The sequence below is a fragment of the Rhodococcus sp. BUPNP1 genome (assembly GCF_002215235.1).
In the GTDB taxonomy this organism is placed as follows: domain Bacteria; phylum Actinomycetota; class Actinomycetes; order Mycobacteriales; family Mycobacteriaceae; genus Rhodococcus.
Genome location: NZ_NERM01000007.1, coordinates 134911 through 161542 on the forward strand (window position 1 = coordinate 134911; position 26632 = coordinate 161542).

The 26632-nt window shown below is 68.3% G+C and carries 28 protein-coding genes and 1 riboswitch; of the genes, 14 read left to right on the plus strand and 14 right to left on the minus strand.

Annotated elements, in window-relative coordinates:
* Position 1 precedes the first annotated feature (1 nt).
* Both B9C99_RS09430 and B9C99_RS09435 read left to right on the plus strand, forming a co-directional pair.
* Positions 2 to 856 carry a bifunctional methylenetetrahydrofolate dehydrogenase/methenyltetrahydrofolate cyclohydrolase gene (locus B9C99_RS09430; protein ID WP_186455312.1) on the plus strand — a complete coding sequence of 285 codons (855 nt, stop codon included), beginning with the start codon at positions 2 to 4 and terminating at the stop codon, positions 854 to 856.
* A 26-nt stretch (positions 857 to 882) separates the two neighbouring features.
* Positions 883 to 1167 carry a DUF3017 domain-containing protein gene (locus B9C99_RS09435; protein WP_016692847.1) on the plus strand — a complete coding sequence of 95 codons (285 nt, stop codon included), beginning with the start codon at positions 883 to 885 and terminating at the stop codon, positions 1165 to 1167.
* Here B9C99_RS09435 and B9C99_RS09440 read toward each other — a convergent pair.
* Complete coding sequence (locus tag B9C99_RS09440) at positions 1164 to 2291, minus strand: homoserine O-acetyltransferase (protein WP_088897647.1); 1128 nt, start codon at positions 2289 to 2291, stop codon at positions 1164 to 1166. The two genes, B9C99_RS09435 and B9C99_RS09440, sit on opposite strands and share 4 nt — an antisense overlap.
* A gap of 134 nt (positions 2292 to 2425) precedes the next feature.
* Positions 2426 to 2537: riboswitch (SAM riboswitch) on the minus strand.
* Between the two features lie 269 nt (positions 2538 to 2806).
* Here B9C99_RS09440 and B9C99_RS09445 point away from each other — a divergent pair.
* Positions 2807 to 4024: an NADP-dependent isocitrate dehydrogenase gene (locus B9C99_RS09445; RefSeq protein WP_088897648.1), complete on the plus strand. Its 1218-nt coding sequence runs from the start codon at positions 2807 to 2809 to the stop codon at positions 4022 to 4024.
* A 144-nt stretch (positions 4025 to 4168) separates the two neighbouring features.
* Entirely contained in the window at positions 4169 to 5383 is a 1215-nt protein-coding gene (locus B9C99_RS09450; RefSeq protein WP_088897649.1) for a hypothetical protein, read from the plus strand.
* A 46-nt stretch (positions 5384 to 5429) separates the two neighbouring features.
* Here the strand turns inward: B9C99_RS09450 and B9C99_RS09455 are convergent, their stop codons facing one another.
* The 3 genes from B9C99_RS09455 to B9C99_RS09465 are packed head-to-tail and all read right to left on the minus strand — an operon-like array spanning position 5430 to position 10032.
* On the minus strand, positions 5430 to 8060 hold the full coding sequence (locus B9C99_RS09455; protein ID WP_088897650.1) for an aconitate hydratase: 2631 nt from the start codon (positions 8058 to 8060) through the stop codon (positions 5430 to 5432).
* Complete coding sequence (locus B9C99_RS09460; protein WP_088897651.1) at positions 8057 to 9259, minus strand: CaiB/BaiF CoA-transferase family protein; 1203 nt, start codon at positions 9257 to 9259, stop codon at positions 8057 to 8059. The genes B9C99_RS09455 and B9C99_RS09460 overlap by 4 nt, the downstream gene beginning before the upstream one ends.
* Positions 9256 to 10032, minus strand: a complete 777-nt coding sequence (locus B9C99_RS09465) for an IclR family transcriptional regulator (protein ID WP_088897652.1) — start codon at positions 10030 to 10032, stop codon at positions 9256 to 9258. Before B9C99_RS09465 ends, B9C99_RS09460 begins: the two co-directional genes overlap by 4 nt.
* A gap of 217 nt (positions 10033 to 10249) precedes the next feature.
* On the opposite strand from B9C99_RS09465, the gene B9C99_RS09470 reads away from it, so the two are divergent.
* The 4 genes from B9C99_RS09470 (at position 10250) to B9C99_RS09485 (ending at position 13513) form a co-directional block, all read left to right on the plus strand.
* Complete coding sequence (locus B9C99_RS09470) at positions 10250 to 11053, plus strand: exodeoxyribonuclease III (protein WP_088897653.1); 804 nt, start codon at positions 10250 to 10252, stop codon at positions 11051 to 11053.
* Between the two features lie 75 nt (positions 11054 to 11128).
* A complete protein-coding gene (gene trpS / locus B9C99_RS09475) occupies positions 11129 to 12169 on the plus strand; it encodes a tryptophan--tRNA ligase (protein WP_026061260.1) in 1041 nt (346 codons plus the stop codon).
* A gap of 16 nt (positions 12170 to 12185) precedes the next feature.
* Complete coding sequence (locus B9C99_RS09480) at positions 12186 to 13214, plus strand: YhjD/YihY/BrkB family envelope integrity protein (RefSeq protein ID WP_088897654.1); 1029 nt, start codon at positions 12186 to 12188, stop codon at positions 13212 to 13214.
* A gap of 68 nt (positions 13215 to 13282) precedes the next feature.
* On the plus strand, positions 13283 to 13513 hold the full coding sequence (locus B9C99_RS09485) for a LapA family protein (protein ID WP_229565229.1): 231 nt from the start codon (positions 13283 to 13285) through the stop codon (positions 13511 to 13513).
* A gap of 18 nt (positions 13514 to 13531) precedes the next feature.
* Here the strand turns inward: B9C99_RS09485 and B9C99_RS09490 are convergent, their stop codons facing one another.
* Positions 13532 to 14056 carry a helix-turn-helix domain-containing protein gene (locus tag B9C99_RS09490; protein ID WP_088897655.1) on the minus strand — a complete coding sequence of 175 codons (525 nt, stop codon included), beginning with the start codon at positions 14054 to 14056 and terminating at the stop codon, positions 13532 to 13534.
* Between the two features lie 115 nt (positions 14057 to 14171).
* Between B9C99_RS09490 and B9C99_RS09495 the strand changes: the two genes are divergently transcribed.
* On the plus strand, positions 14172 to 14906 hold the full coding sequence (locus B9C99_RS09495; RefSeq protein ID WP_088897656.1) for an acyl-CoA thioesterase II: 735 nt from the start codon (positions 14172 to 14174) through the stop codon (positions 14904 to 14906).
* A gap of 86 nt (positions 14907 to 14992) precedes the next feature.
* Here B9C99_RS09495 and B9C99_RS09500 read toward each other — a convergent pair whose 3' ends face one another.
* The 4 genes from B9C99_RS09500 to sdhC are packed head-to-tail and all read right to left on the minus strand — an operon-like array spanning position 14993 to position 18385.
* A complete protein-coding gene (locus B9C99_RS09500) occupies positions 14993 to 15769 on the minus strand; it encodes a succinate dehydrogenase iron-sulfur subunit (RefSeq protein WP_006550125.1) in 777 nt (258 codons plus the stop codon).
* Entirely contained in the window at positions 15769 to 17520 is a 1752-nt protein-coding gene (sdhA, locus tag B9C99_RS09505; protein ID WP_016692833.1) for a succinate dehydrogenase flavoprotein subunit, read from the minus strand. The genes B9C99_RS09500 and sdhA overlap by 1 nt, the downstream gene beginning before the upstream one ends.
* Before the next feature lie 15 nt (positions 17521 to 17535).
* Complete coding sequence (locus tag B9C99_RS09510; RefSeq protein ID WP_088897657.1) at positions 17536 to 17976, minus strand: succinate dehydrogenase hydrophobic membrane anchor subunit; 441 nt, start codon at positions 17974 to 17976, stop codon at positions 17536 to 17538.
* A gap of 1 nt (position 17977) precedes the next feature.
* Complete coding sequence (gene sdhC, locus B9C99_RS09515; RefSeq protein WP_071935442.1) at positions 17978 to 18385, minus strand: succinate dehydrogenase, cytochrome b556 subunit; 408 nt, start codon at positions 18383 to 18385, stop codon at positions 17978 to 17980.
* A 254-nt stretch (positions 18386 to 18639) separates the two neighbouring features.
* On the opposite strand from sdhC, the gene B9C99_RS09520 reads away from it, so the two are divergent.
* Genes B9C99_RS09520 through B9C99_RS09530 form a run of 3 tightly spaced genes read left to right on the plus strand, consistent with a single transcriptional unit; the run spans position 18640 to position 21477 of the window.
* The gene (locus B9C99_RS09520; RefSeq protein WP_088897658.1) at positions 18640 to 19059 is read left to right on the plus strand and encodes a cytidine deaminase; all 420 of its coding nucleotides are present in this window, start codon (positions 18640 to 18642) and stop codon (positions 19057 to 19059) included.
* Positions 19052 to 20335 (plus strand): thymidine phosphorylase, encoded by a 1284-nt coding sequence (locus B9C99_RS09525; RefSeq protein WP_088897659.1) that lies wholly within the window; start codon positions 19052 to 19054, stop codon positions 20333 to 20335. The genes B9C99_RS09520 and B9C99_RS09525 overlap by 8 nt, the downstream gene beginning before the upstream one ends.
* 56 nt (positions 20336 to 20391) lie before the next feature.
* Positions 20392 to 21477, plus strand: a complete 1086-nt coding sequence (locus B9C99_RS09530; RefSeq protein WP_088897660.1) for an adenosine deaminase — start codon at positions 20392 to 20394, stop codon at positions 21475 to 21477.
* A 193-nt stretch (positions 21478 to 21670) separates the two neighbouring features.
* On the opposite strand, the gene B9C99_RS09535 is transcribed toward B9C99_RS09530, so the two are convergent.
* The 5 genes from B9C99_RS09535 to B9C99_RS09555 are packed head-to-tail and all read right to left on the minus strand — an operon-like array spanning position 21671 to position 25021.
* A complete protein-coding gene (locus B9C99_RS09535; RefSeq protein ID WP_088897661.1) occupies positions 21671 to 22915 on the minus strand; it encodes a primosomal protein in 1245 nt (414 codons plus the stop codon).
* Positions 22916 to 22975: 60 nt separating this feature from the next.
* Positions 22976 to 23323: a YbaB/EbfC family nucleoid-associated protein gene (locus B9C99_RS09540; protein WP_088897662.1), complete on the minus strand. Its 348-nt coding sequence runs from the start codon at positions 23321 to 23323 to the stop codon at positions 22976 to 22978.
* Positions 23320 to 23634 carry a hypothetical protein gene (locus B9C99_RS09545; RefSeq protein WP_088897663.1) on the minus strand — a complete coding sequence of 105 codons (315 nt, stop codon included), beginning with the start codon at positions 23632 to 23634 and terminating at the stop codon, positions 23320 to 23322. Before B9C99_RS09545 ends, B9C99_RS09540 begins: the two co-directional genes overlap by 4 nt.
* A 59-nt stretch (positions 23635 to 23693) precedes the next feature.
* Positions 23694 to 24689: a C40 family peptidase gene (locus tag B9C99_RS09550; RefSeq protein WP_088897664.1), complete on the minus strand. Its 996-nt coding sequence runs from the start codon at positions 24687 to 24689 to the stop codon at positions 23694 to 23696.
* Complete coding sequence (locus B9C99_RS09555; RefSeq protein WP_088897665.1) at positions 24686 to 25021, minus strand: type VII secretion target; 336 nt, start codon at positions 25019 to 25021, stop codon at positions 24686 to 24688. The genes B9C99_RS09550 and B9C99_RS09555 overlap by 4 nt, the downstream gene beginning before the upstream one ends.
* A 112-nt stretch (positions 25022 to 25133) precedes the next feature.
* Between B9C99_RS09555 and upp the strand changes: the two genes are divergently transcribed.
* The gene (gene upp / locus B9C99_RS09560) at positions 25134 to 25757 is read left to right on the plus strand and encodes a uracil phosphoribosyltransferase (protein WP_016692821.1); all 624 of its coding nucleotides are present in this window, start codon (positions 25134 to 25136) and stop codon (positions 25755 to 25757) included.
* 219 nt (positions 25758 to 25976) lie between these two features.
* A complete protein-coding gene (locus tag B9C99_RS09565) occupies positions 25977 to 26624 on the plus strand; it encodes an MspA family porin (protein ID WP_016692820.1) in 648 nt (215 codons plus the stop codon).
* Positions 26625 to 26632: the final 8 nt, after the last annotated feature.

Consider the following 26632-nt stretch of genomic DNA (forward strand, 5'->3'; position numbering starts at 1 on the left):
CGTGACTGCGACGATCCTGGACGGCAAAGCAACCCGCGACGAAATCTTCGAGGACCTGAAGGTCCGCGTGGATGCGCTGAAGGCCAAGGGCGTCACGCCCGGTCTCGGCACGATCCTCGTCGGCGACGATCCGGGATCCGCGGCCTATGTGCGCGGCAAGCACAACGACTGCGCGAAGGTCGGCATCACGTCGATCCGCAAGGATCTGCCCGCCGACATCACCCAGGAACAGCTGTTCGAGGCGATCGACGAGCTCAACGCCGATCCTGCCTGCACCGGCTACATCGTCCAGCTCCCGCTGCCGAAGCATCTCGACGAGAACGCGGCGCTCGAGCGCATGGATCCGGGCAAGGACGCCGACGGATTGCACCCGGTCAACCTCGGCCGGCTCGTGCTCGGCAAGGAGGCTCCGCTGCCCTGCACGCCGCGCGGCATCATCCACCTGCTGCGCCGCTACGACGTGGAGATCGCCGGCGCGCACGTGGTGGTGGTCGGTCGTGGCGTCACCGTCGGTCGCCCGATCGGTCTGCTGCTGACCCGTCGTTCGGAGAACGCGACGGTCACCCTCTGCCACACCGGCACCCGCGACCTCGCCGCAGAGGTGCGCCGCGCCGACATCATCGTCGCAGCCGCAGGTGTTCCCGGCCTGGTGACGGCGGACATGGTCAAGCCCGGCGCCGCTGTGCTGGACGTGGGTGTCTCCCGCACCGAGGACGGACTGCGCGGCGACGTCGCCGCGGACGTGCGTGAGGTCGCGGGCTTCGTGTCCCCGAACCCCGGGGGCGTCGGACCGCTGACCCGCGCCTTCCTGCTGACCAACGTCGTGGAGCGGGCCGAGCAGCTCGCGTCCCGATAAGCAGGTCGACGACTCCGGGAGACGAGATGGCTCAGGCTCTGCGATTCACGCGTCTGAACCTGCCGCTGCTCGCGGTCACCCTGGTGATCGCGGCAGCGGTGATCTTGGTGATCGCCGACCGGTGGCGACGCGGAGCGTTCGTCTTCGGCGGCGCCACGATCCTCGCCGGCCTGTTCCGCTGGGCTCTCGACGAGGACAAGGTCGGTGTCCTCGCGGTACGCGGCAAGGCGTTCGACGTCGCCTCGATGATGGTCGTCGGCGGAATCGTGGTGGCGCTCGCCGCGTCGATCGACCCGCTGGGAACCGACTAGCCCTCGGCGAGCTTCATCAGTTCGACGAGGAGCTTCGCGACCTCGTCTGCCTCCGTGAGGAATCCGTCGTGCCCGTCGCGGGAGACGAGCACACGCAGGTCGCCCGATCCCGGGAGCAGATCGGCGATCTCCTGCTGCAGGCGCAGCGGGTACAGCCGGTCGGAGTCGACGCCGGCGACGATCGTCGGGACCGGGGTGGACGCGAGTGCGGCCTCGACGCCGCCGCGTCCGCGGCCGACGTCGTGCCGGTTCATCACGTCGGACAGCACCACGTAGGTACCGGGATCGAAGCGCGCGACGAGCTTGCGCGCCTGGTGCTCGAGATAGCTCTGCACGGCGTACCGGCCCCCGCGCCACGGGTCCTCGTCGTCCTGGGGGAGATTCCCGAAGCGCGTGTCGAGTTCGAGTTCGGTCCGGTAGGTGAGGTGCGCGATGGTCCGGGCGATGGCGAGCCCGGCTTCGGGACGCCGCCCAGAGCCGTAGTAGTCGCCGCCCTGCCAGTCGGGGTCGGCCGTGATGGCAGCCATCTGCGCGGTCTGGGTGCCGATCTGGTCGGCGGTCGCGCGGGCACCGGTGGCGAGGACGAGCGACGCCCGCACCCGCTCCGGGTACGCGATGATCCACTCGAGAGTGCGCATGCCACCCATCGATCCGCCGGTCACGGCGGCGAGGACGTCGATGCCGAGCTTGTCGAGCAGCGCAACCTCGGCCGCCACCTGGTCGCGCACGGTGATCAGCGGGAAGCGGGACCCCCAGGCCTTGCCGTCGGGCGCGGTGCTGCCGGGCCCGGTGGAGCCGCGGCACCCGCCGAGGATGTTCGTCGAGACCACGCACCAGCGATCGGTGTCGATCGGAGCACCGGGGCCGACCATGCCCGACCACCAGCCGGGGGACGGATGCTCCGGTCCGGCGGGGCCGGTGACGTGCGAGTCGCCGGTGAGGGCGTGTTCGACGAGCACCACGTTGTCGCGGGCGGGGGAGAGTTCGCCCCACCTCTGCACGGCGATCGTGACGTTCGGCAGCGTCTCGCCGCTCTCGAGCGCGAGATCGCCGATGTCGATGGTGTCGAGGCGTCCGTCCGCCGGGGGCAGTTCGACGCGACGCCGCTCGGTGCCCGCCGTCAAGAGGTGACCGCCTCGAGGCTCGCGGTGGGCTGGCAGCGCCGGCTGCGGATGTCGGTCATCGTGTCCTTCCGGCGGTGATGGGAGGTGTGATCGTGGCTTGGGTGCGACAGCACATCATCATCTCAGTCCTCCCGACAACAGGCTTGTCGGTGGGGTTCCACCGACCGTGTCATCACCCGGAGCACCCCACCCCGGTCGGAGGGTTGCCGGCCAGCAAGCCGGGGCTTGACGCTGGCACTCATGACTTTCCCGGCAGTCTAGCGACTCTCCGTCGCAGGGTCTTATGCACCCTCTGAACATCCCTGACCAGCAGGAAAGTTACCGGTCGGTAGGGCGTGGGGCTGGGACGAGGTGCTTTGCGGTCGTCGGCAATAGCAGTACGCTTGTCATGTTTGGCCGCGGTCCAGGACGTGGACACGGCCATGCTCGCTGCTCGCGAGCCGACGGCGACCGCACCCACAAAGTGCGGTCGATTGGGGACCTACAGAAACGTCCTAGGAGGACACGAAGCGCATATGTCCAAGATCAAGGTTGAAGGTAAGGTCGTCGAGCTCGACGGCGACGAGATGACCCGCATCATCTGGCAGTTCATCAAGGACAAGCTGATCCACCCGTACCTGGACGTGGATCTCGAGTACTACGACCTCGGCGTGGAGAACCGCGACGCCACCGACGACCAGGTGACGGTCGACGCGGCGAACGCCATCAAGAAGCACAACGTCGGCGTCAAGTGCGCCACCATCACCCCCGACGAAGCGCGTGTCGAGGAGTTCGGCCTGAAGAAGATGTGGCGGTCGCCCAACGGCACCATCCGTAACATCCTCGGCGGCACCATCTTCCGCGCGCCCATCATCATCTCGAACGTGCCGCGCCTGGTGCCGGGCTGGACCAAGCCCGTCATCGTCGGCCGCCACGCGTTCGGCGACCAGTACCGCGCCACCGACTTCAAGGTCGACCGCCCGGGCACCGTCACCATCACCTTCACGCCCGAGGACGGCAGCGAGCCGATCCAGCACGAGGTCTGCCGGATCCCCGAGGACGGCGGCGTCGTGATGGGTATGTACAACTACAAGAAGTCCATCCAGGACTTCGCGCGCGCCTCGCTCTCGTACGGCCTGCAGCGCAACTACCCGGTCTACCTGTCGACCAAGAACACGATCCTGAAGGCCTACGACGGCATGTTCAAGGACGAGTTCCAGCGGATCTACGAGGAAGAGTTCAAGGCGGAGTTCGACGCCGCCGGTCTCACCTACGAGCACCGCCTCATCGACGACATGGTCGCATCGTCCCTCAAGTGGGAGGGCGGCTACGTCTGGGCCTGCAAGAACTACGACGGCGACGTCCAGTCCGACACCGTCGCGCAGGGCTACGGCTCGCTGGGTCTGATGACCTCCGTCCTGATGACCCCGGACGGCAAGACCGTCGAGGCGGAGGCCGCACACGGCACCGTCACCCGGCACTACCGTCAGCACCAGCAGGGCAAGCCGACGTCGACCAACCCGATCGCGTCGATCTTCGCCTGGACCCGTGGCCTCGAGCACCGCGGCAAGCTGGACAACACCCCCGAGGTCATCGAGTTCGCGCAGCAGCTCGAGGATGTCGTCATCAAGACCGTCGAAGCCGGTCAGATGACCAAGGACCTCGCACTGCTCGTCGGCCCCGAGCAGGGCTGGCTGACCACCGAGGAGTTCCTCGCCGCACTCGACGAGAACCTGCAGAAGGCTCGCGCCTGACCTTCCGCTCCGTTCTCGACAGCACGTACACGGGACGCCCGAATCGGGCGTCCCGTGTCGTGTTCCCGAGCACTCCCGGCACCGGCTACCGTTTCGTGTACCACTGTCAGTCGCATCACCGTTAGGCCCGGGAGGAGGACGGCCGTGACCACCACTGCCACCGACTCCGAAGCCCGCGGCGGAGCGCACGCCCGCCGGCGGTTCTGGACCCGGGTGTGGATGCTGATGTTCGGCTCGGCGCTCGCCTACCTGCCCGTCGCGCTCGCACCGAATCTGATCCACGCGGTCGCCCGCCGCACCGACGAACTGGCCTACGACCGGTCCACGCCGGTGCGCAGCGGCGTGCTCACCACCCTCACGATGGGTGAGGCCGCCGCCGTCCTCGGGGTGCTCGCCGCCCTCGTCATCGCGCTCAATCTCATCGCGTGGTCGCTCGGACCGGCCATCACTGCGGAGGGTTCGTCCCGGTCGACCGAAGCGCTGCGCCTCGAACACCTCGAACTGTGCGGGTCGGTGTTCGGCGTCGGGGCGACGATGACCTTCGTCGCTGCGCTGCTCGACGGCCTCCCGCACTCCGTGGATCTGGCGGCGCTGCTGCTGTTCCCGGCAGTCTTCGTGATCGTCGTGCTCAGCCAGGACCTGTTTCTCGCGACCCAGCGTGGCGTTGGTGCCCGCCGTCGTCTGCGCCGGGAGGCGTCGCTGCTGCGCCGGCGTGAATTGCTCGCCACGGCAGCGAGGCTGCGACCGGGCGACCCGCGGGTCGCCGGCCACCCCTTCGCGGCGCTCGCCGTCGAACTCGCGATCCTGGCTGTCGTCACGGTGGTGACGGGGCTCCTCATGATCGTGGTGTTCGACGACGAGTCGGGTTCCGGACCCCTCCTGGACTCCTCGGACGTCGCTTTCGTGGTGGTCACGTCCGCGATCACGATGTTCACGGCCGTCGTCCTCGTGCTGTGGACGGTCCGCTGCTGGTTGCTCCGCCGATACGTCGGCGCCGTCCTGTCCGCGGCCCTGGCTGGCACCCTCTACGTCGTGGTCGGTGCGGGAATCGTGTGGGCGGCACTCGACGAGGACGCCGTCGCCGAGGCGATCGCCTCCGCCGCCGTCCTGTACGCCTGGATAGTGCTGCCGGCTGCCGTCCTGCTCCTCGGCACCGTCGGAGTGGGCCGTCGCGGTCGCTTCCCTGGTGTCACCGCCGCCCTGCGCGCCGCGGTGCTGCGCGAGCGGTACCGGGTGCGGCGGGCCGAGCTCGACGGTGACCGGAGGAACGGTCGAGCGGAGGGTTCCGTCCCGCCGCTCCGTCATCTGATCGTGCGGGCCCGCACCGTCGCCCGCGTCGCTCCGGCGGACCCGACATGACGATGGGGACGTCCTCCTCGGAGGACGTCCCCATCGATCCACTCGTCTACCGGTGTGCGCCCACCGGTTCGGGCTCCGTTGCCCGCTGCCGCTCCGTCTGCTCGGTCAGCAGGTGGCCGAACAGACCCCCGGCGCGCAGCCATTCCCACTCGAGGGGAGTGTCGATCCGGCAGAGCGCCGTGCCCTCCCACACGATCTCGTCCGCACGGCGGACCCGGACGGTGATCTCGGTGGTCGATCCGAGATCGGCCAGTCCGAGCAGGTCGATCTCCTCACTGCCGTCGAAGTTTTCCGGGGCAGGTCCCTGCCACTGGATCGGCAGGACACCCATTGCGACCAGATTGGTGCGGTGGATGCGTTCGAAGCTGCGGGCGAGTACCGCGCGGATGCCGAGCAGCCGAGTGACCTTCGCGGCCCAGTCCCGCGCCGATCCGGCGCCGTAGAGTTCACCGGCGACCACCACGACCGGAGTGCCCTGCCGGCGGTGGTACTCGGCGGCCTCGTGGACGGGCACCGGCTCCTCGCCGGGTGCGGTGCGCGTCCAGCCGCCCTGCTTCTCGGGCACGAGCAGGTTCGCGAGGCGGGTGTTGGCGAAGCCACCCCGGATCATGACGTCGTGGTTGAGCCGTCGGGAGCTGAAGGTGCCCAGCGCCCGGTCGCTCACACCGCGCTCGCGGAGCCAACGCCCCGCCGCGGAGTCGGGCAGGACCCGGGCGACCGGCGAGATGTGGTCGGTGGTGACCGCATCGCCGAGGACCAGCAGGGGCCGGGCGGTCAGATCCCCGGTGAGGGTGGGCGACGTCAGCTCCGGGTCGGTGAAGGGTGGGCGGCGGATGCTGCCGGCCTCCCCGTCCCAGCGGTAGTGCTCGCCGCGGGGGTACTCGAGTTCCTGCCAGCGCGCGGTGGTCAGTTCCCGGTGCGCGTCGCGCCCGAGTGCGGTGGCCTCGTGCTCGGCCAGCAGTGCGTCGATCTCCTCGTCGGAGGGCCACAGGTCGGCGAGGGTGACGTCGGTGCCGTCCTCGGCCCGCCCGATCGGCTCGCTCGTCACGTCGATGCGGACGTTGCCCGCGAGGGCGTAGGCCACGACCATCGCGGGGGAGGCGAGGTAGGCGTGCGCGACGGCCGGGTGGATGCGTCCGGTGAAGTTGCGGTTACCCGACAGCACCGCCGCGAGCGCGGTGTCCTTCGCCCGGTCCGACTCGGACAGGGCCGGGCTGAGCGGCCCGGAATTGCCCATGCACGTGCCGCATCCGAAGCCCGCGACCTGGAAGCCGAGCCGGTCGAGGTGGTCCTGCAGACCCGCCGAGGCCAACAGGTCGGCGGCAGCCCGCGAGCCGGGCGTGAACGACGTCTTCGTCCAGACCGGTGGACGCAGCCCGGCCGCGACGGCGTTGCGCGCGAGCAGACCCGCCGCGACCAGCGATCGGGGATTGGACGTGTTGGTGCAGCTGGTGATCGCGGCGATCGCAATGTCGCCATCGAGCGGTCCGCCGTCGCCGCGGGAGGTCGGGACCTCGGAAGGCGACAAGGCGTCGTGCGGTCGGGACGGACCGGCGAGGGTGGTGGTGATGCTCCCGAGGTCGATCGACAGGCCGCTGTCGAACCGGGGTGCCGGGCTGCTCGGGGTGCGGAACAGTCCCTGGGCCCGCAGGTACTGCTCGGCGAGACGGACACGCTCGGGGGAGCGGCCCGTCGCGGCCAGGTACTCGATCGTCCGGCGATCGGCGGGGAACCACGCCATCGTCGCTCCGTATTCGGGTGCCATGTTGGCGACGGTCGCGCGGTCGGGCACCGACAGTGCCTCCAGGCCCGGACCGTGGAACTCGACGACGGCGCCGACGACGTTCAGTGCGCGCAGCTTCTCGGCGAGGGTGAGGGCGAGATCGGAGGCGAACACCCCGGGGGCGAGACGTCCGGTGAGTTCGATGCCGACGACGCGGGGCACGCGGATCATGACGGCCTGCCCGAGAGCCGCGGCGGTGGCCTCGATGCCGCCGACGCCCCAGCCGGTGACGCCGAGAGCGTTGATCATCGTGGTGTGCGAGTCGGTGCCGACCAGGCTGTCCAGCGCTGCGACGTGACGGCCCTCGGATTCGGTCGTGGTCACCACCGGCGCGAGGACCTCGAGGTTCAGTTGGTGGCAGATTCCGAGCCCCGGAGGGACGACCCGAAGACCGGGAAGCCGGTCCTGCGCCCAGCGCAGGAATCGGTACCGATCACGGTGACGCTCGTACTCCAGATCGATGTTGCGAAGTGCCGCTTCGGGATTCGCGTACTCGTCCACCTCGAGCGCGTGATCCACGACCAGGTCGAGGGGCAGTGCCGGTTCCAGTGCGGACGTGTCCAGACCCTCGGCTCGGGCACGTTCGAGCAGGGTGATCATGTCGGCCAGCACCGGGATCCCGGAGGCGTCCTGGAACAACACGCGACCCGGGAAGAACGGGATCGCGGCCGTCTCGTCGCGGCGGGTGACGGCGTGGACGTGCTCGGGCAGCGCCTGCGGATGACCCTGGTGACGCAGGATTCCTTCGACGAGCGTCTTCAGCGACCACGGCAGGTCGGAGATCGGTCCGGCGCCGTGCGCTTCGGCCTCGGCCAGGCTGAAGTAGTGCAGGGGAGTGCCGGTTCCATCCTCGACGGCCAGGGTCGTCAGCGACCGGAAGGGATCGGTCGTCATACCGCGCCTTCTTCCCTGAAGCGGGTGATCTGCTCGTCGCTGAAACCGATCTCACGGAGGATCTCGTCGGTGTGCTCTCCGAGCGTCGGCGGCGGAGTATCGGGACGGACCGACTCGCCGTCGACGTGCGTGGGCAGACCGAGGACCTGGACCGTGCCGGATCCGGCCGCAACGTCCAGTTCGGAGATCAGCCCGCGGTGGCGGATCTGATCCGAGCGCAGCGCTTCCGACACCGGAGCGACGGGCGCAGCGGGAACACCGGTGTCGAGCAGGATCTCGTCCCACTCGGCCGCCGTCTTCTCCTTGAGGGAGATCTCGAGTTCGTCGCGCAGGATCTCGCGGTTGCGCTTGCGGTCCTCGCGGGTGACGAAACGGGGGTCGGTGACGAGCTCCTCGCGGCCGAGCACCTTGCACAGGATCTCGTACTGTTCCTGCTTGTTCGCCGCGATGTTGAGGACGCCGTCGGCCGTCCGGAACGCACCCGACGGCGCCGAGGTCATGTTCTCGTTGCCCATCGGTACCGGCTCCTTGCCGGTCACCAGATGGTTGGAGACCACCCAGCCCATCGACGTGATGGCCGCGTCGAGCATCGACGTGTCCAGATACGCGCCCTGCCCGGTCTGTCGCTGGCGGACGATGGCGGCGCACACGGTCATGGCCGCGGCCATACCGCCGAAGCTGTCGCAGACGGGATATCCGACGCGCAGCGGTGCGGATTCGGTGTCGCCGGTGACGCTCATGATGCCGGACAGTCCCTGGACCACCTGGTCGTAGGCGGGTCGGCTGCTCATCGGTCCGGTGGCGCCGAATCCCGAGACCGCGCAGTAGATCAGGCGGGGATTGAGTTCGTGCAGATGTTCCCAGTCGAAGCCGAGGCGGGCGAGTACGCCCGGGCGGAAGTTCTCGAGCAGCACGTCGGCGTCCGCGAGCAACTGCTCGAAGACCTTCTTGCCGCCCTCGGTCTTGAGGTTGACCGTGACCGAGCGCTTGCCGGCGTTCTGGGCGAGGAAGGACACCCCCATGTACTCGGCGCTGAGGTCGGGATCGGCGCCGAGCTGGCGGGCCAGGTCGCCGCTGCCGGCGGTCTCGACCTTGACGACATCCGCGCCGAGCAGGGCCAGTTGGTAACCCGCGAAGGGGCCGGCCAGAACGTTGGTCATGTCGAGGACGCGCACGCCCTCGAGAAGGTTTGTTGTCACAGGAAGGCCTCCACGGTTCCGAGCCCGGCAGCACTGATCTGCCGGGCGGTGTCGGTTACGGCATCGACATAGGCGGCGACCCGGTCGGCGGTGAAGCGCGACGTGGGGCCACTGATCGACAGGGCTGCGATGACACGGCCGTCGGCGGACAGGATCGGCGCGGCGACCGCGGAAGCGCCCAGCTCCCGATCGCCGTGGGTGATGGCGTAACCCGCCTCCCGCGCTCCGGCGGCCTCGGTCCTCAGGTCCGCCGTGCTCGTCGTGCCCTCTTGCTCGGCGAGAGCCTGGAGGACGTCGTCCGGGCAGCCACCGAGCAGGATCCGGCCGGCGGCGCCGACGACGAGCGGGTACTGCGCGCCCACCTGGACGACACTGCGGACCGTCGTCGTGCCCTCGACCTGAGCGACGGAGAGGCGGTGCAGGTCCTGGCGGATGTAGATGTTGACGGTCTCTCCGCATCGATCGCGCAGTTGCGTCATCGATCGCCGTGCCTCGGCACCGATTTCCCACATCGCGTCGGCCAGACCGATCCAGCGGAGGAAGGCGGGGCCGACGCTGTAGGTCGTCGAGTCACCGCGGGCGGCGACGATCCCCTGCGTGGTGAGGGTGCCCAGGAGGCGCACCACCGTCGACTTGGGGAGTCCGGTGATCTCGACGAGTTCGCGCAGCGTCCGGATCGGGTGCTCGGCGTCGAATGCGTTGAGCAGATCGAACGCGCGGGCAACGCTCCGCACGCCGCCGTCGGCTCCGGTGACCGTCGATGCCTGTGTCATGCGAGTCACTCTAGGTTCGTAGAACGGTTTCGACAATCCGCATAATGGATCACTGAAGCGTTTTCCCTGGAAGAACTCTTGCGCGTTCCGGTGGATGAGAGAAAGTGGTGCACCCGTTCCGTCCTACGGAACATCCGACCGTGGGGTGCACCATGCTCACGGCAGGCTCCTCCTGAGGTGAAACAGTCGCGTCGCCGGTGTCGGCTACGGTGACCCGGTGCCTCTCGTGATCACCACCGTGAACGTCAACGGCGTGCGCGCAGCCGCAGCCAAGGGTCTCGTCGACTGGCTCGCCTCGTCGGCCGCCGACATCGTGTGCCTGCAGGAGGTGCGCGCCACCGAGAAGCAGTTCCACGCCGCCATCGCTCCGGCGCTCGAGGCCGGATGGCACTGCGTCGGCGCGGAGTCCTCGGCCAAGGGCCGTGCCGGGGTGGCGATCCTCTCGGGCGTACCGGCGGACGCCGTTCGCGTCGGATTCGACGTCGACGAGTTCGCGTCGGCCGGCCGCTACATCGAGGCCGACTTCGGCGACGTGACGGTGGGAAGCCTCTACTTGCCGACCGGTGAGGCGCAGACGCCGAAGCAGGACGAGAAGGAACACTTCATGAAGAGCTTCGCGACCTATCTCGCCGAGCGGTACGCCGCAGTGACGGCCGCAGGGCGCGACATGGTGGTGTGCGGCGACTGGAACATCGCCCCCACCGAGCGGGACATCAAGAACTGGAAGGGCAACGTCAAGAAGTCCGGCTTCCTGCCCGAGGAGCGCGCCTGGGTCGGCGACCTGCTCGACGCGGGCTGGCGCGATGTGGTGCGCGACCTCCACGGAGACGTCGCCGGTCCCTATTCGTGGTGGTCGTACCGCGGCAAGGCATTCGACACCGACGCAGGTTGGCGCATCGACTACCACCTCGTGACTCCGGGCCTGGCGGCCCGCGCGACCGAGGCCCGCGTCGAACGCGCCGCGAGCTACGACCAGCGCTGGTCCGACCATGCACCGGTGACGGTGGCCTTCGATCGCTGACCACTTCTGCGGATCGCCGCAGAAGTGCCCACCTCGGTCGCAGCGCGGCGTGGCCTGCGTGAAATCATCGACGGCATGTCGAGCACTGCAGAACAGAACGCCACGAAGCCGAAGGCCCGCCCCCGTGTGCTGTCCGGCATCCAGCCCACCTCGGATTCGTTCCACCTCGGGAACTTTCTCGGGGCGCTGGCGCAGTGGGTTCCGGCGCAGGACGAGAACGACGCCTTCTACTTCATCCCCGACCTGCACGCGATCACCGTTCCGCACGAGCCGAAGCTGCTGCGCAAGCGCGTGCTCGTCTCCGTGGCGCAGCTGCTCGCGATCGGTATCGATCCGGAGAAGTCCGTGCTGTTCGTGCAGAGCCAGGTGCCCGAGCACGCCGAGCTCGCCTGGGTCCTGAGCTGCATCACCGGTTTCGGTGAGGCCAGCCGGATGACGCAGTTCAAGGACAAGTCGGCCAAGCAGGGCACCGAGCACGCCGGCGTCGGCCTGTTCACCTATCCGATCCTCATGGCCGCCGACATCCTGCTCTACCGCGCGAGCCACGTGCCGGTGGGGGAGGACCAGCGTCAGCACCTCGAGCTGACGCGAGATCTCGCGCAGCGCTTCAACTCCCGCTTCGGCAAGACCTTCGTCGTCCCCGAGCCGACGATCGTGAAGGAGACCGCGAAGATCTACGACCTGCAGGATCCGACGTCGAAGATGAGCAAGTCCGCGGCGACCGACGCGGGCCTGATCAACCTGCTCGACGATCCGAAGGTCTCGGCGAAGAAGATCCGCTCCGCGGTGACCGACAACGAGCGTGAGATCCGTTTCGACCGCGAGAACAAGCCCGGAGTGTCGAACCTGCTCACCATCCAGTCGGCGCTGTCGGGTCGCAGCATCGACGAACTCGTCGCCGGCTATGAGGGCAAGGGCTACGGCGATCTGAAGGCCGACACCGCAGAGGTCCTCACCGAGTTCGTCACGCCGATCCGCACCAAGGTCGACGAGTACCTGGCCGACCCGGCCGAACTGAACCGCATTCTCGCGGGCGGCGCGGACCGCGCTCGTGAGGTCGCATCCCGCACCTTGGCGCAGGTCTATGACAAGGTGGGTTTCCTGCCGCGGACCTAGACGAAGGAGCACCCGGATGGCCGGCGAACCCGACGAGAAGCCGGGCTTTCTCGAGCGTCAACGCGCGGCCCATCCGGTGCTCGACCGCATCCTCCGGGCCGGGGTGCGGTACCAGGAGAACAAGGGCGACTACTACGCGGCCGGTCTGACCTACTTCACGGTGCTGGCGATCGTCCCGATCATCATGGTCGTGTTCTCCCTGGCCGGTTTCGTGCTCGCCGGGCGACCCGAACTGCTCGACCAGATCCGCCAGATCATCTCCGAGAACATTCCCGGTCAGCTCGGCGGCACCGTGCAGAGCCTGATCGACTCGGCGATCGAATCCCGCGGCGCGGTCGGCCTCATCGGTCTGCTCACCGCCTCGTATGCCGGTCTGGGCTGGATCACGAATCTCCGAGAAGCCCTCACCGCCATGTGGGAGCACCCGCGCGACAAGGGCAACTTCTTCGTGGTGAAGCTGCGCGACGGCGGCGCACTCCTCAGTCTCGGCCTCGCGATGACCGTGTCGTTGGGGCTCTCGGCGCTGAGCAGCGGGCCGATCGCGCGCAGGATCGTCGAGTTGCTCAACATGAAGAACCTCGTCGGTATCGGCGTGGGTCTGCGCGTTCTGGCGCTGGTGACGGCCACCGCCGCCACCGCTCTGGTGTTCACCTGGGTGATCGCTCGCCTGCCCCGCGAACCCGTTCCGTTCCGCAGCGCTCTCGTCGCGGGTCTGATCGCCGGGATCGGTTTCGAACTGCTCAAGCAGACGGGTTCGATCTACCTCGAACGTGTGCTCAACGGACCGGCCGGCGTCGCGTTCGGACCGATCCTCGGCATCCTCGTCTTCGGTAACCTCACGGCCCGCCTGGTGCTCTTCTGCACCGCGTTCGCGGCGACGTCCCGAGCGAGCCTCGCTCTCGCACACCATCCCGCGCCCTCGGGGGCGGTCATCACGCCCCGCCTCGAGGTGCACGAGGGTCTCGATGCGCGCCGCGGTGCTGCGCTCCTCGGTGCGGGTGTGGTCGGTGGACTCCTTGCCGGACTGCGATTCCGGAGGAAATGAACGAACTCCCGGGGTGAAAACCCGGTTCGGGGGTGCCGATCGTGCCGCGGACGGGCGACGATGGAGGCGTGGCAAAACAGACGCGATCCGTCGCGCCCCGACGCTCGTTCCGGGTGACTCCGCGCAGAGTGCTCGCGGCCGTCCTGGTCCTGCTCGCCGCGCTGTTCGTCCTCCAGAACCGCAACAGTACGAGCATCGACCTCTTCTGGATCTCGCTGCAGGCACCGCTGTGGCTGGTGCTCGTCGTCATCTTCGCGGTCGGGTGGGTCGCGGGCTTTCTGTTCGAACGCGGACGCTGATCCGATCCCGCTTCCGGCTCACCCGCGCGCGGAGTCCTGTTCCATCGACCGGCGGGCCTGTTCCTCGGTGAAGTTCGGGACGATACGCAGTTCGTCGAGCGCGACCCGCCGTCCCGATTCGGTGCGCAGTTCGACCCGCACGGGTTCGCCGGTCCGGTCGTCGGCCAGGGCGAGCGGGGCGCCTCGTTCGCCCTGCAGATACATGTCCCCCCACTGCATCAGCGCGACGACGGCCGGCAGCAGATCGCGTCCCTTGTCGGTGAGCACGTATTCGTACCGGGTGCGCTGCCCGGGTTCCTTGTAGGGCCGCCGCTCCAGCAATCCCTCGGCGGTCAGTTCGCGCAGACGTGTCGCCGCCACCGCCTCGGTGATCCCGACGCGCTGCGCGAAGTGGTCGAACCGGGTGGTGCCGTAATAGGCCTCCCGCAGCAGCAGGATCGCCGAGCGGGTTCCGACCACGTCCATGGCCTTGCCGATGGAGCACTGGGTGGGTCGCCACGCGTCCCGGTCCGAGAGGAATCCGTCCAGCCGTGCAGCCTCCATGGGATCCACTCTACTACTGACTTGTGTAATCCATAGTCAGGATGCACACTCCTGACTATGGAAAACAGGAGTCAGCTCGTCGTCGGGCTCCTCCTCCGTCCCAGGAGTTGCGCTCATGACAACGACCCTCGCCCCGTTCCCCGTCCGCTTCGACGAGACCTGGCGCGCCTTCGACGGCATCCACGGCGGCCTGGTGCTCGCCGCGATGCTGCGTGCCGCGGCAGTCGACACCGGTGCCGTCCCCATGGCGGCCGCCGCGCACTTCTACGCCCCCGTCCGACCGGGACCGATCGAACCCGCCGTGGAACCCGGCCGCGACGGTCGCTCTCCGGGGGTGCGTGTGCTGATCGGTGATGCGGCGACCGCCCTGGTACGTCTGTCGCGCACTTCGGCGGAGACCTCCCACAGCCCGACGATCGATATCGGGGCCGATCCGGAGAGCTTCGCGGTGCTCGACATCCCCGTCGAATTCGTGCCGTTCTCCCGGCACATCGAGATCCGGCCCGTCGACGCGGCCCGCCCGATGGCCGGGGGAGAGGACCCCGGTTACGACGTGTGGATCAGGCTTCGGTCCGATCCGGAGTTCACGGGAGCCGAACGCGCAGCGGTCCTGCTCGACGCGCTGCCGCCGGGACTGTTCGCCATCCGCACCACGTCCGTGCCGATCCCCACCGTCGAACTGTCGGTGCACTTCACCCCGGCTGCGCACTCCACCGCCGGGCCCTGGTACCGGTTGCGGCACCGGACGGTCTGGTGGACCGCGGACCTCTGCGTCGACGAGACCGAATTGTTCACGGCCGACGGCGAACTCGCCGCCCAGGCGCGCCAGCTCCGCCGGATCCTCGAGTGAATACAGCCGAGTGGGGCACAGGGGAGTGGGCACAGACGACAGCAGGCCCGTCCCCGAAGGGACGGACCTGCTGTCGTGCGAGGTGATCAGCGAGCGAACATGAGCGCGCGCTTGACCTCCTGGATCGCCTTCGTCACCTGGATGCCACGGGGGCACGCGTCGGTGCAGTTGAAGGTGGTGCGGCAGCGCCACACGCCTTCCTTGTCGTTGAGGATGTCCAGACGCTCGGAGGCACCCTCGTCACGCGAATCGAAGATGAACCGGTGCGCGTTGACGATCGCGGCGGGGCCGAAGTAGCTGCCGTCGCTCCAGTACACCGGGCACGAGGTGGTGCAGCACGCGCACAGGATGCACTTGGTGGTGTCGTCGAACCGGGCACGGTCGGCCTGCGACTGGATACGCTCGCGGGTCGGCTCGTTGCCGGAGGCGATGAGGAACGGCTTCACGGCGCGGTAGGCGTCGAAGAAGGGCTCCATGTCGACGACGAGGTCCTTCTCGACCGGAAGGCCACGGATCGGCTCGATCGTGATCGTGACGTCCTTGCCGTTCTTGTCCAGCATGTCCTTCATGAGGATCTTGCAGGCGAGACGGTTGACGCCGTTGACACGCATCGCGTCCGAGCCGCACACGCCGTGGGCGCAGCTGCGACGGAAGGTGAGCGTGCCGTCGAGGTAACCCTTGACGTAGCCCAACAGGTTGAGCAGACGGTCGGACGGCAGTGCCGGCACCTGGAACGAATCCCAGTGCTGACCCTTGTCGTCCTCCGGGTTGAACCGGGCGATCTTGAGGGTGACCATCGTCGCGCCCTCGGGCACGGGTGGCAGTGTCGACGCGCCCGTGTCGGTCTTCTCGATGGTTGTCATCAGTACTTACGCTCCATGGGCTCGTACCGGGTCTGGACCACCGGCTTGTAGTCCAGGCGAATGTCGGAGATCAGTTCCTCGCCCACCTTGTACGCCATGGTGTGCTTGAGGAAGTTCTCGTCGTCGCGCTTCGGGAAGTCCTCGCGGGCGTGCCCGCCACGCGATTCCTTGCGGTTCAGCGCACCGACGACGGTGACCTCGGCCATCTCCAGGAGGAAGCCGAGCTCCAGCGCCTCGAGCAGGTCGCTGTTGTAGCGCTTGCCCTTGTCGTGGACCGTGATCTCCTTGTAGCGCTTCTTCAGCTCGTGGATGTCGTTGAGCGCCTGCGTCAACGTCTCCTCGGTGCGGAACACCGACGCGTTGTTGTCCATCGTCTGCTGCAGCTCGGTACGGATGTCGGCCACCCGCTCCTTGCCGCCCTGGTGCAGGATCAGATCGAGCCAGTCGTCGACGTACTTCGTCGGCTGCTCCGGCATCTCGACGTGCTTCGTGCTGTTGGCGTACTCCGCGGCGGCGATGCCGGCGCGACGACCGAAGACGTTGATGTCGAGCAGCGAGTTGGTGCCGAGACGGTTGGCGCCGTGGACGGACACGCACGCGCACTCGCCGGCCGCATACAGGCCGGGCACGACGTTCTCGTTGTCGCGGAGGACCTCGCCGTCGACGTTGGTCGGGATACCGCCCATGACGTAGTGGCAGGTCGGGAACACCGGCACGAGTTCGGTGACGGGATCGACACCGAGGTAGGTGCGGGAGAACTCGGTGATGTCGGGGAGCTTCTCCTCGAGGACGTCCTCGCCGAGGTGGGTCACGTCGATGTAGACGTAGTCCTTGTTCGGTCCGGCGCCGCGACCCTCGAGCACCTCGAGCACCATCGAGCGGGCGACGATGTCGCGGGGCGCGAGGTCCTTGATGGTGGGGGCGTAGCGCTCCATGAACCGCTCGCCGTCGGCGTTGCGGAGGATGCCGCCCTCACCGCGCACGGCCTCCGAGATGAGGATGCCGAGACCGGCCAGGCCCGTCGGGTGGAACTGGTGGAACTCCATGTCCTCGAGCGGCAGGCCCTTGCGGAAGATGATGCCGAGGCCGTCACCGGTGAGGGTGTGGGCGTTCGACGTCGTCTTGTACATACGGCCCGAGCCACCCGTCGCGAAGACGATGGCCTTGGCGTGGAAGACGTGGATCTCGCCGGTCGCGAGCTCGTACGCGATGACACCCGTCGCGACGGGACCGTTCTCGGTCTCGGTGAGGGTGATGTCGAGCGCGTAGAACTCGTTGAAGAATTCGACGTCGTGCTTGACGCAGTTCTGGTACAGCGTCTGCAGAATCATGTGGCCGGTGCGGTCGGCGGCGTAGCACGCGCGACGGACCGGGGCCTTACCGTGGTCGCGGGTGTGACCACCGAAGCGACGCTGGTCGATCTTGCCCTCGGGCGTCCGGTTGAACGGAAGACCCATCTTCTCGAGGTCGAGAACGGCGTCGATGGCCTCCTTGGCCATGATCTCCGCAGCGTCCTGGTCGACCAGGTAGTCGCCACCCTTGACGGTGTCGAAGGTGTGCCACTCCCAGTTGTCCTCTTCGACGTTCGCGAGGGCGGCGCACATGCCACCCTGAGCGGCGCCGGTGTGGCTGCGGGTGGGGTAGAGCTTCGTGAGCACTGCGGTGCGCGCACGCGGGCCGGCTTCGATGGCCGCACGCATGCCGGCGCCGCCGGCGCCGACGATGACTACGTCGTAACGATGTTCCTGCATGAAGGGTCGGCTCCCCTAGCTCGCCGGGATGTTCGGGTCGAAGGTGAAGATCACGTAGGTGCCCAGGCCCATGATCAGGATCATCGACACGACGAGGATCGTGTTGAGCCAGAACCGGGTGGAGTCCTTACGTGCGTAGTCCGCGATGACGGTGCGCAGACCGTTACCGCCGTGGAGCTGTGCGAGCCACAGCATCGACAGGTCCCAGACCTGCCAGAACGGGCTGGACCAGCGGCCTGCGACGAACGCGAAGTTGATGCGGTGCACGCCGTCATCGAGCATCAGCATGATGAAGAGGTGACCGAGGACCAGGATGATCAGGGCCAGGCCGGACAGGCGCATGAACAACCAGGCGTAGAGCTCGAAGTTGTTCTTCGCGGCACGCCGCGGCGTGCGCGGGTTGTCGAGGCCGGCGGGCCGGTCGTATTCCTTACCCAGAGTCTTCGCTTCGGTCATGTCAGTGCCCCGCAAACGTGTTGAAGAGGATGCGAACGGCCGCGGGGATCATCACCACGAACCAGATCGCGAGGATCGTCCAGAGCATCACGCGCTGGTACTTCGGGCCCTTCGACCAGAAGTCCACGAGCATGACCCGCAGGCCGTTGAGTGCGTGGTACAGGACCATCGCGACCAGGCCGAGCTCCATGAGGCCGACGATCGGGTTCTTGTACGTATCGATCACCGCGTCGTAGGTCTCGGGGTTGACCCGGACGAGTGCGGTGTCGAGGACGTGGACGAAAAGGAAGAAGAATGTCGCCACGCCCGTGATCCGGTGCAATACCCAGGACCACATGCCGGGGTCTCCCCGGTAAAGCGACCGTGTGCGCCCCGCCTTTGCGGGGGCGGCTTCAGTCGTGCTGCTCATCGAGTGCTGTGCCTCCAACGTCAATGGTGGACGCGTCGAGCTGCTCCTACCTGTGGGGGATTCCGCAGTACGGGCCCGACGTGAACCTGAACCGACTTGGATCGACTCTAGACCCATCCCAAACTCGGGAACTAATCTCCGCCCCCATTCGTACAGGGCTCCAAATGCGAAGTTAGGTTTGCCTTTCCAACTGTGATCTGGCGCGGTGGGGGTCGCCTACCGTCGCCCACGCCACCGTGACAGGATGATGAACCATGCCGGACATCGACTGGAAAATGTTGCGCGCCAAAGCACATGAGGTGATGGGTCGAGCCTACGCCCCCTACTCCGGGTTCCCGGTGGGGGCCGCCGGCCTCACCGTCGACGGTCGGATGGTCCTCGGGTGCAATGTGGAAAATGTCTCACACGGACTGGGTCTGTGTGCCGAATGTGTACTCGTCGGTAACTTGTTCGCCCAGGGTGGAGGCCGCCTCCGGGCCGTCGCCGTCTGCGACTCCCGAGGCCACGTCCTGACCCCGTGCGGCCGGTGCCGGCAGGTGCTTCTCGAACACGGCGGCCCCGATCTCGAGGTCGACGCGCAAGGCGGCCCGCGTCGTCTCTCCGAGCTCCTCCCCGATGCGTTCGGCCCCGACGATCTGGCGGCCGTGCGGGAGAACGAGGACCGCCGTGCCTGACATCGTCACCGTCATCCGCCGCAAGCGCGACGGCCACGAACTCTCCGGCGCCGAGATCGACTGGGTCATCGAAGCGTTCACCCACGGGATCGTCTCCGACGCCCAGATGTCGGCCCTGGCGATGGCGGTCTGGTTCCGTGGCATGAGCCGGGCCGAGACGGCACGCTGGACCACCGCCATGATCGACTCCGGTCGTCGCCTCGATTTCTCCGCGCTCGGCCTGCGCACCGTCGACAAACACTCGACAGGCGGTGTGGGGGACAAGATCACCCTGCCGCTCGCCCCGCTCGTCGCGGCGTGCGGCGTCGCCGTCCCGCAGCTGTCGGGCCGCGGTCTCGGTCACACCGGCGGCACCCTGGACAAGCTCGAGGCGATCCCCGGCTGGAAGGCCGATCTGACCACCGCGGAGATCGCCGAGATCCTCAGCGACCCGGCCGTCGGTGCGGTCGTGTGCGCGGCGAGCGCCGATCTCGCCCCCGCCGACCGCAAGCTCTACGCGCTGCGCGACGTCACCGGAACCGTCGAATCGATCCCGCTCATCGCCAGCTCGATCATGAGCAAGAAGATCGCCGAGGGCACCGGAGCCCTCGTCCTCGATGTGAAGGTCGGCAGCGGTGCCTTCATGAAGGAACTCGGCGAGGCCCGCGAACTGGCACGCACCATGGTCGAGCTCGGCACCGACGAAGGGCTGCCCACGACGGCCCTGCTCACCCGCATGGACAGCCCGCTCGGGCGTACGGCGGGCAACGCGCTCGAGGTCCGGGAGTCCGTCGAGGTGCTCGCCGGCGGCGGACCCGACGACGTCGTCGAGCTGACCCTGGCCCTGGCCCGCGAGATGCTCGAGGCCGCCGGTGTCGACGACGTCGACCCCGCCGACCGGCTGCGCGACGGCACCGCGATGGACCGGTGGAACGCGATGATCGCCGCCCAGGGTGGCGACCCCACAGCGCCGTTGCCGGTCGCGACCCACATCGAGACCTTCCACGCCGACGCGGACGGGGTGCTCTCCGAGCTCGACGCGTACGCGGTGGGCATCGCCGCGTGGCGTCTCGGAGCCGGCCGCGAACGGCAGGGTCAGGACGTCCAGCCCGGGGCCGGTATCGAACTGCACGCGGTCCTCGGCGATCGCGTCCGCGCGGGACAACCGATCGCGACGCTGCACACCGACACCCCGGGACGTATCCTCGACGCGCTCGCCGCCCTCCGCGGCGGTGTCCGCATCTCCGACACGGCCCCCGACCGGCAGCCGCTCGTCATCGAACGGATCCGGGCGTAGGGTCCCGGCGGCCGGAGACCGAGCGGAACCGGCCGCCGCCGACTACCGTCCCGATCATGAACGGCCGTCTGACTCCCGAACTCGTTCGCACCGCACCCAAAGTGGTCCTCCACGACCACCTGGACGGCGGCCTCCGTCCCCGGACGGTCCTCGAACTCGCGGACGCGTGCGGGTGGTCGTTGCCCGCGGACACCGAAGCGGATCTCGCCCGGTGGTTCCGCGAATCCGCCGACAGTGGGTCGCTCGAGCGCTATCTCGAGACTTTCGAGCACACCGTCGCCGTGATGCAGACGGCAGAAGGGCTCGAACGGGTCGCACGCGAATGCGTCCTCGACCTCGCCGACGACGGCGTGGTGTACGCCGAGGTGCGCTTCGCACCCGAGCAGCACCTGGAGAAAGGTCTGTCGCTGGACGAGGTCGTCGAGCACGTCCTCGAAGGTTTCCGCGCCGGGGAATCCGAGGTGGCGGCGGGAGGTCGACGTATCCGGGTGCGCTGCCTGCTCACCGCGATGCGGCACGCGGCGCGTTCGTTGGAGATCGCCGAACTCGCCGTGCGCTTCCGGGACCGCGGCGTGGCAGGTTTCGACATCGCCGGCGCCGAAGCGGGCAACCCGCCGAGCCGTCATCTCGACGCCTTCGAGTACACCCGCGCGGCCAACGCACACTTCACGATCCACGCCGGCGAGGCGTTCGGGCTCCCGTCCATCCACGAAGCGGTCGCCTTCTGCGGCACCGACAGGCTCGGCCACGGCGTACGCATCGTCGACGACATCGAAGTGCACGACGACGGAACCGCCACTCTGGGCCGGCTCGCCAACTACATCCGCGACAAGCGCATCCCGCTCGAACTGTGCCCGTCGTCGAACGTGCAGACCGGCGCGGTGCGCACCCTCGCCGAGCATCCCTTCGACCTGCTGGCCCGCCTGCGCTTCCGCGTCACCGTCAACACCGACAACCGGTTGATGAGCGACACCACGATGACGCAGGAGATGGTGCGGCTCGTCGAGACCTTCGACTACGGCTGGGTCGACCTCGAACGGTTCACGATCAACGCGATGAAGTCGGCCTTCCTCCCGTTCGACCAGCGGCTGGACCTGATCGACGACGTCATCAAACCTGGCTACGCCGTCCTCGTCGGGTAGAGACCGCGACCCGCAGATACCTCTATGGGGCGCGGAGCGGGAAATGGTCATCGGAGCGCGCTCCAACGCGCTCTTGTGACCACTTCGCGCGCCGGAGTGCCCGAGTCGACCCGCGTCAGTGCCGACCCGACGCGACCCGCGTCAGTGCCGACCCGACGCGACCCACGTCAGTACCGACCCGACGCGACCCGCGTCAGTGCCGGCGCAGTCGTGCCTCGAACTCGCGCTCGAGTTCGCGCCAGGCGAGGGACTCGGTGTCGAACGGCGGCTTGGGTGCCGTGCGTCCCGAATCGGGTTCGATCACGTGGTTGACGAACCAGCCGAGTTCCGTGGACGCGGCGAGCGCGGCCTCCGTCGAGTCGTCGTCCGCGAAGTTCGCTGCGTCGACGAACAACTCGACCGCGAGTTCGAGCTGATCGGGATCGACGGCCGCGACACCTCCGGCGATGTCGTCGGCGATGCCGGTGAGCACGTAGACGTTGTCGTCGGTGACCGTCACGTCGAGCGATCCGTCGACGGCCGCGAGCTGGATCTCCGTGTACGGCTCGAGCGTCGCGAGGTCGTGGTCGTGGTTGTCGGCGAGGTGGCGGGCCAGCGCGCGCTCGGACGGGAAGACGTCGATCGTGCCGTCGTGGCCGAGGAATACGGCGTCGTCGTTCACGTAGCACCGCAGCGAGTACCAGGTGCCGTCGGTCGTGATGATCCGGATGGGATCGATGCCGACCCGGGTCCAGAACTCGTAGCCGTCGTCCTCTTCGTCGTCGTCACCGTCGATGAACTCGTACTCGTCGTCGTCGTCGACGTCCTCGACCGTGTCGTCCGCCTCGACCTCGTTCTCGTCGACCGCGACGAGCTCGGATTCGATCTCGGCGACCACTGCGGCGTCGACGTCGGGAGTGGAGATCACGGCATCGAGCGCGTCGATCACGCCGTCCCAGTCCTGCGCGACCGCGGTGCCGACGCGATTCCACAGGTCGAGGCCCTCACGCGTGCGGAAGGCCGAGACACCGTGCTGCAGCAGGAGGTCGATCTCCTCGCGTTCGAAGAACTTCGACACGACGTCGAGATCGCAGACGTCGCCGAGGATGCTCACGATGTCGAAGGTGTCCTGCAGCTCGGACACCGAGACGGGATCCGGGTCGTCGGCCACGAGCTCGGGTACGCCGACGAGGTCGTAGGTGTGCGGCTCGTCGGGCTCGAACTCCGAGGCCGCGAGCTTGGACACGATCGGCCATGCCTCGTGCTCGACGAGGTCGTTGTCGGCACCCGAACGCACGAACGCGACGAGCTCGGGGACCGACGGGAAGGCGTACAGATCGTCGCCGTGGCCGAGGAATGCCTCCCACTCGTCGTCGCCTTCGCGCCAGCGCGGCGCCCAGAGCGTCACGAGGTTGCCGTCGGTGAGACCGAGCTCGATCGGGACGATGTCTCCAGCCATGGCGCGAAGCCTAGCCATGTCGGCGCCGAGAATGTAGCCGGGGGCGGCTCGCTATCGGTTTCATCGCGTTACCGGACGGTCGCCGACGGTGACCGGACCGTCGTCGCTCGCGGAGAGGGCCCCGCGGAGCTCGTCCATCGCGGAGACACGCGCGGCAGCGGCCTGCCGCGCGGCCTCGTGCACGGTCGCGAGGATCACCGTGGCCAATTCGCGGGTGTCGGTGCCGCCGATCGGCTCGGCCAGCTCGAGTCCTTCGAGCGCTCCCGAACCGTCCACGCGGGCGGTCACCCGTCCGTCGGGACTGCTCGCGGTGCCCCGCACCGCACCGAGCCGCTCCACCGTGCGTTCGAGCGCATCGAGCCGGACATGGGCCCGATCGACGATCGCCTCCACCATCCGTTCGCTCATCGGACGAGACCTCCTCGACGATCGGTCGGTCCGTCCGCCAGGTCGGCACGGGACGGCAGCCGCATCCGGTCGAGGATCTCGCGGGGGACACCTTCGGCGGCGAGGCGTTCGCCGCGGACCACCGCGGCCTCGAGGGCGGCCTGCCGGTTCAGGGCGAGGATCTGATCGGCCAGTTGCCGTGCTCCGTAACGTAACTCGCGGGGGTCGATGCGAAGGTCCACCGGCAGTCCACCGTCCGTCGTCCGCACCGAGATCGTCCCGGCCCGGTTGTGGGCGGTGGCCGTGATCGGTTCCGTCGTCGTGCTGTCCATATCGGGTTGGACGCAGCGCGAGTCCGGCCGGTTCCCCTCCGGTGCGGAATTCTCCGGAATCAACCGGCGGTCGGTCGGTAGACGCCGTGGAAGGCCATTGCGCCGTTGGTGGTGCGCATCGGCGACACGGAGACGGGGTCCCCCGCCTCGACCATGAGGCCGTTGCCCACCACCATCGCCACGTGCCCGTCCCACACGACGAGGTCTCCGGGCAGGGCGGCCGCAGGATCTACCCGTGTGCCGACGTCCTGTTCCTGGGCCAACCGCGGCAGTTCGACGCCGGCCTGCGCGTAGGCGTACTGCGTCAGCCCGCTGCAGTCGAGCCCGGAGCCCGGACTCGTGCCGCCCCACACGTACGGGGTGCCCTGCTGGGCGAGGGCGTGACGCACCGCTGCCGCCGCGGTCTCGTTCGGTGCCCGGCTGACGCTGCCGTCCGGGAGTCGCACCTCCACGCCCGCTAAGAACCCTCCACCGAAGGTGCGCAGCGTGCGTGGCTCGTCACCGGTCGGGTCGGTGCCGCGGTGGTCGCCGGAGCCGATCGGGGGAGCGGAGGGCTCGGGTGGGAGGAGCGCGGACGCCCGATCGGTCAGCTCCGCGAGGGTTCCGGTCACCCGTGTCAGCACGTCCAGCCCGGCGACGAGGTGGTCGATCGCCACCGCGAGGAGTGCGAGCTGACCCTGCGGAAGCGACGTCACGGGTGCGGCCTGGTCGGCGAAGGTGACGAACGAGTCGACGAGACGAGCGATCTCGGCCGCACCGGTGACCACCGTGACGGTTGCTTCGAGCGCGATCCCGGCCAGTGCCGACCCGCGATCGGCCGCCGCGAGGACGTCGGTGAGCACCTGCTCGGCACTCGCGATCGCCTGCGAGGCGGCCGGGCCGCCCCAGGCCCAGGCGAGTTCGGCGACGGCGTCGCGCCCGGCCGCGTGTACCTCCTCGGCCCACTGTGCACCGATGCGCACCATCTCACCCGGATCCACGCCGGGTGGCGCCGCGGTGCCGAACGCGTCGAGCAGGCCGGTCAGCGGTGCGACGAGCGCATCGGCCGGGATCACAGTGACTCCGCGACGGAGTCGAGTCGTGCGGCGGTGTCGTCGGTGGTGCGCTCGTAGGCGGCCGCGGAGGCCTTCGCGGCGTCTCCCATCCCGCCGAGCAGGTCGCCGAGCCGGCCGAGATCGCGCACGTGGGCGGTGTGGGTGGCGGTGAGCGCGGCGAGCAGGGATGCTCCGATCGGGCCCAGTGCGGCGCTCAGCGCCGAGGGGTCGCCGTGCCGTGTCCGGTCGGCGGCCTCGTCCAGGCGCGCGGCCAGTTCGGCGGCGTCGTCGCCGAACCTGCCGACGGCGCTCGTGTCGATCCGTATCGCGTCCCTACCGGAGTACTCGGTCACCTCGTCGCCTCTCGCGTCGTCGCTGTGGGATTCGGCACCTTCGGGCGGTTCCGTCCCTGTCGGGTTCGACGCACCCGACTGTCGATCGGTTCCGTCGTTCTATCCTTCGGACATGGATTCGCTCGTCGTCGACCACCCGCTCGCTGCTTCGCTCCTGACCATCCTTCGCGACGAACGCAGCGACAACGCTGCTTTCCGGCACGCGTTGAGGCGGCTCACCCAGATGCTCGTCTACGAGGCGGTGCGCGATGCGCCCACCGCGACGTTCGACGTGAAGACGCCGGTCGCGGTGACGACGGGAGTGCGGTTGCAGCAGCCTCCGCTGCTCGTCCCGGTCCTTCGCGCCGGCCTGGGCATGGTCGAACAGGCCCACGCCCTGATTCCCCAGGCGCAGGTCGGTTTCGTCGGTCTCGCTCGCGACGAGAAGACCTTCGAGCCGGTGCCCTATCTGGAGTCGCTGCCGGAGGACCTGTCGGGTCTTCCCGTCTTCGTGCTCGACCCGATGCTCGCCACCGGTGGGTCGATGGTGCACACCCTCGACATCCTCGCCCAGCGCGGTGCCACGGACATCACCGCGATCTGTGTCGTTGCGGCGCCGCAGGGCGTCGAGGCCCTTGCTGCCTCGGGTCATCCGGTCCGGTTGGTCACGGCGTCGGTCGACGAAGGTCTCAACGAGAACAAGTACATCGTGCCGGGTCTCGGTGACGCGGGGGACAGGCAGTTCGGACCGCGGTAGATCGCGCATCGCGTGTTACTCGTGTGACTGGCGGTACGGATGTGACATCCGACCGCAGTCATCTCGTTATCGAAAAACAACCCGCAGGTCTCGATTTCTTCTTACGCTCGGTGTGCTCCGTGTGAAGTCCACTGCGTAGGTACAGCCAGAGATGGGGTCGGCGGAATGGCAAGAATCTTCTCCCGCAAACTGATTCGTGGAAGTGTCGGAGCGGCTTCGGTGGGCGCGGTCGCCGTCCTCGCCGCCGTGACGAGTCACGGCACGGCTGCGGCCGCTGTCGACAACTCGCGCATCCTCCCGCTGGACGGAGGGCACGCGATCGAAGTGATCCAGGCCGACACCTCGACACAGTCGGTGCCGCCGCTCGACAGCTCACCGCTGAGTGTCGAGTTCTTCCACGACGAGGTTGCGACCGTTCGGATCACCGGTCCGAACGCAGCGAACTTCGCCGGGACGGCGGTGGAGGTCGGTTTCCAGGTCGGCTACCCGGTCGCACTGCCGGGTGCGACGGTCACCGTCATCACCCCGAGCCTGTCGTGGGGCGTGGAGAACGGTGCGGCCATCGGCCTCTCGCTCGACAACGAAGGTGGGGCCTCGCTCGATCTCGGCTTGGAGTCGGGTGGTTCGCTCAGTGGCGACATCATCCCGTCCCAGGAGATCGAGATCCCGCTCGAACCGGGCGGCATCACATCCGTCCCGATCGTCGAGGACTTCGAGTTCGACGGCAGCTCGACGACCATCCGGATCGCCGGCGTGCACGGTTCGGTCTCGGGAGCCATCGGACCGGTGATGATCCGTCCGTACCTGAAGGCGGTCACCGCCGACCGGAACACCGTCGTCACCTACGGTGTGCCGCAGCAGGTCTGATCGAATCG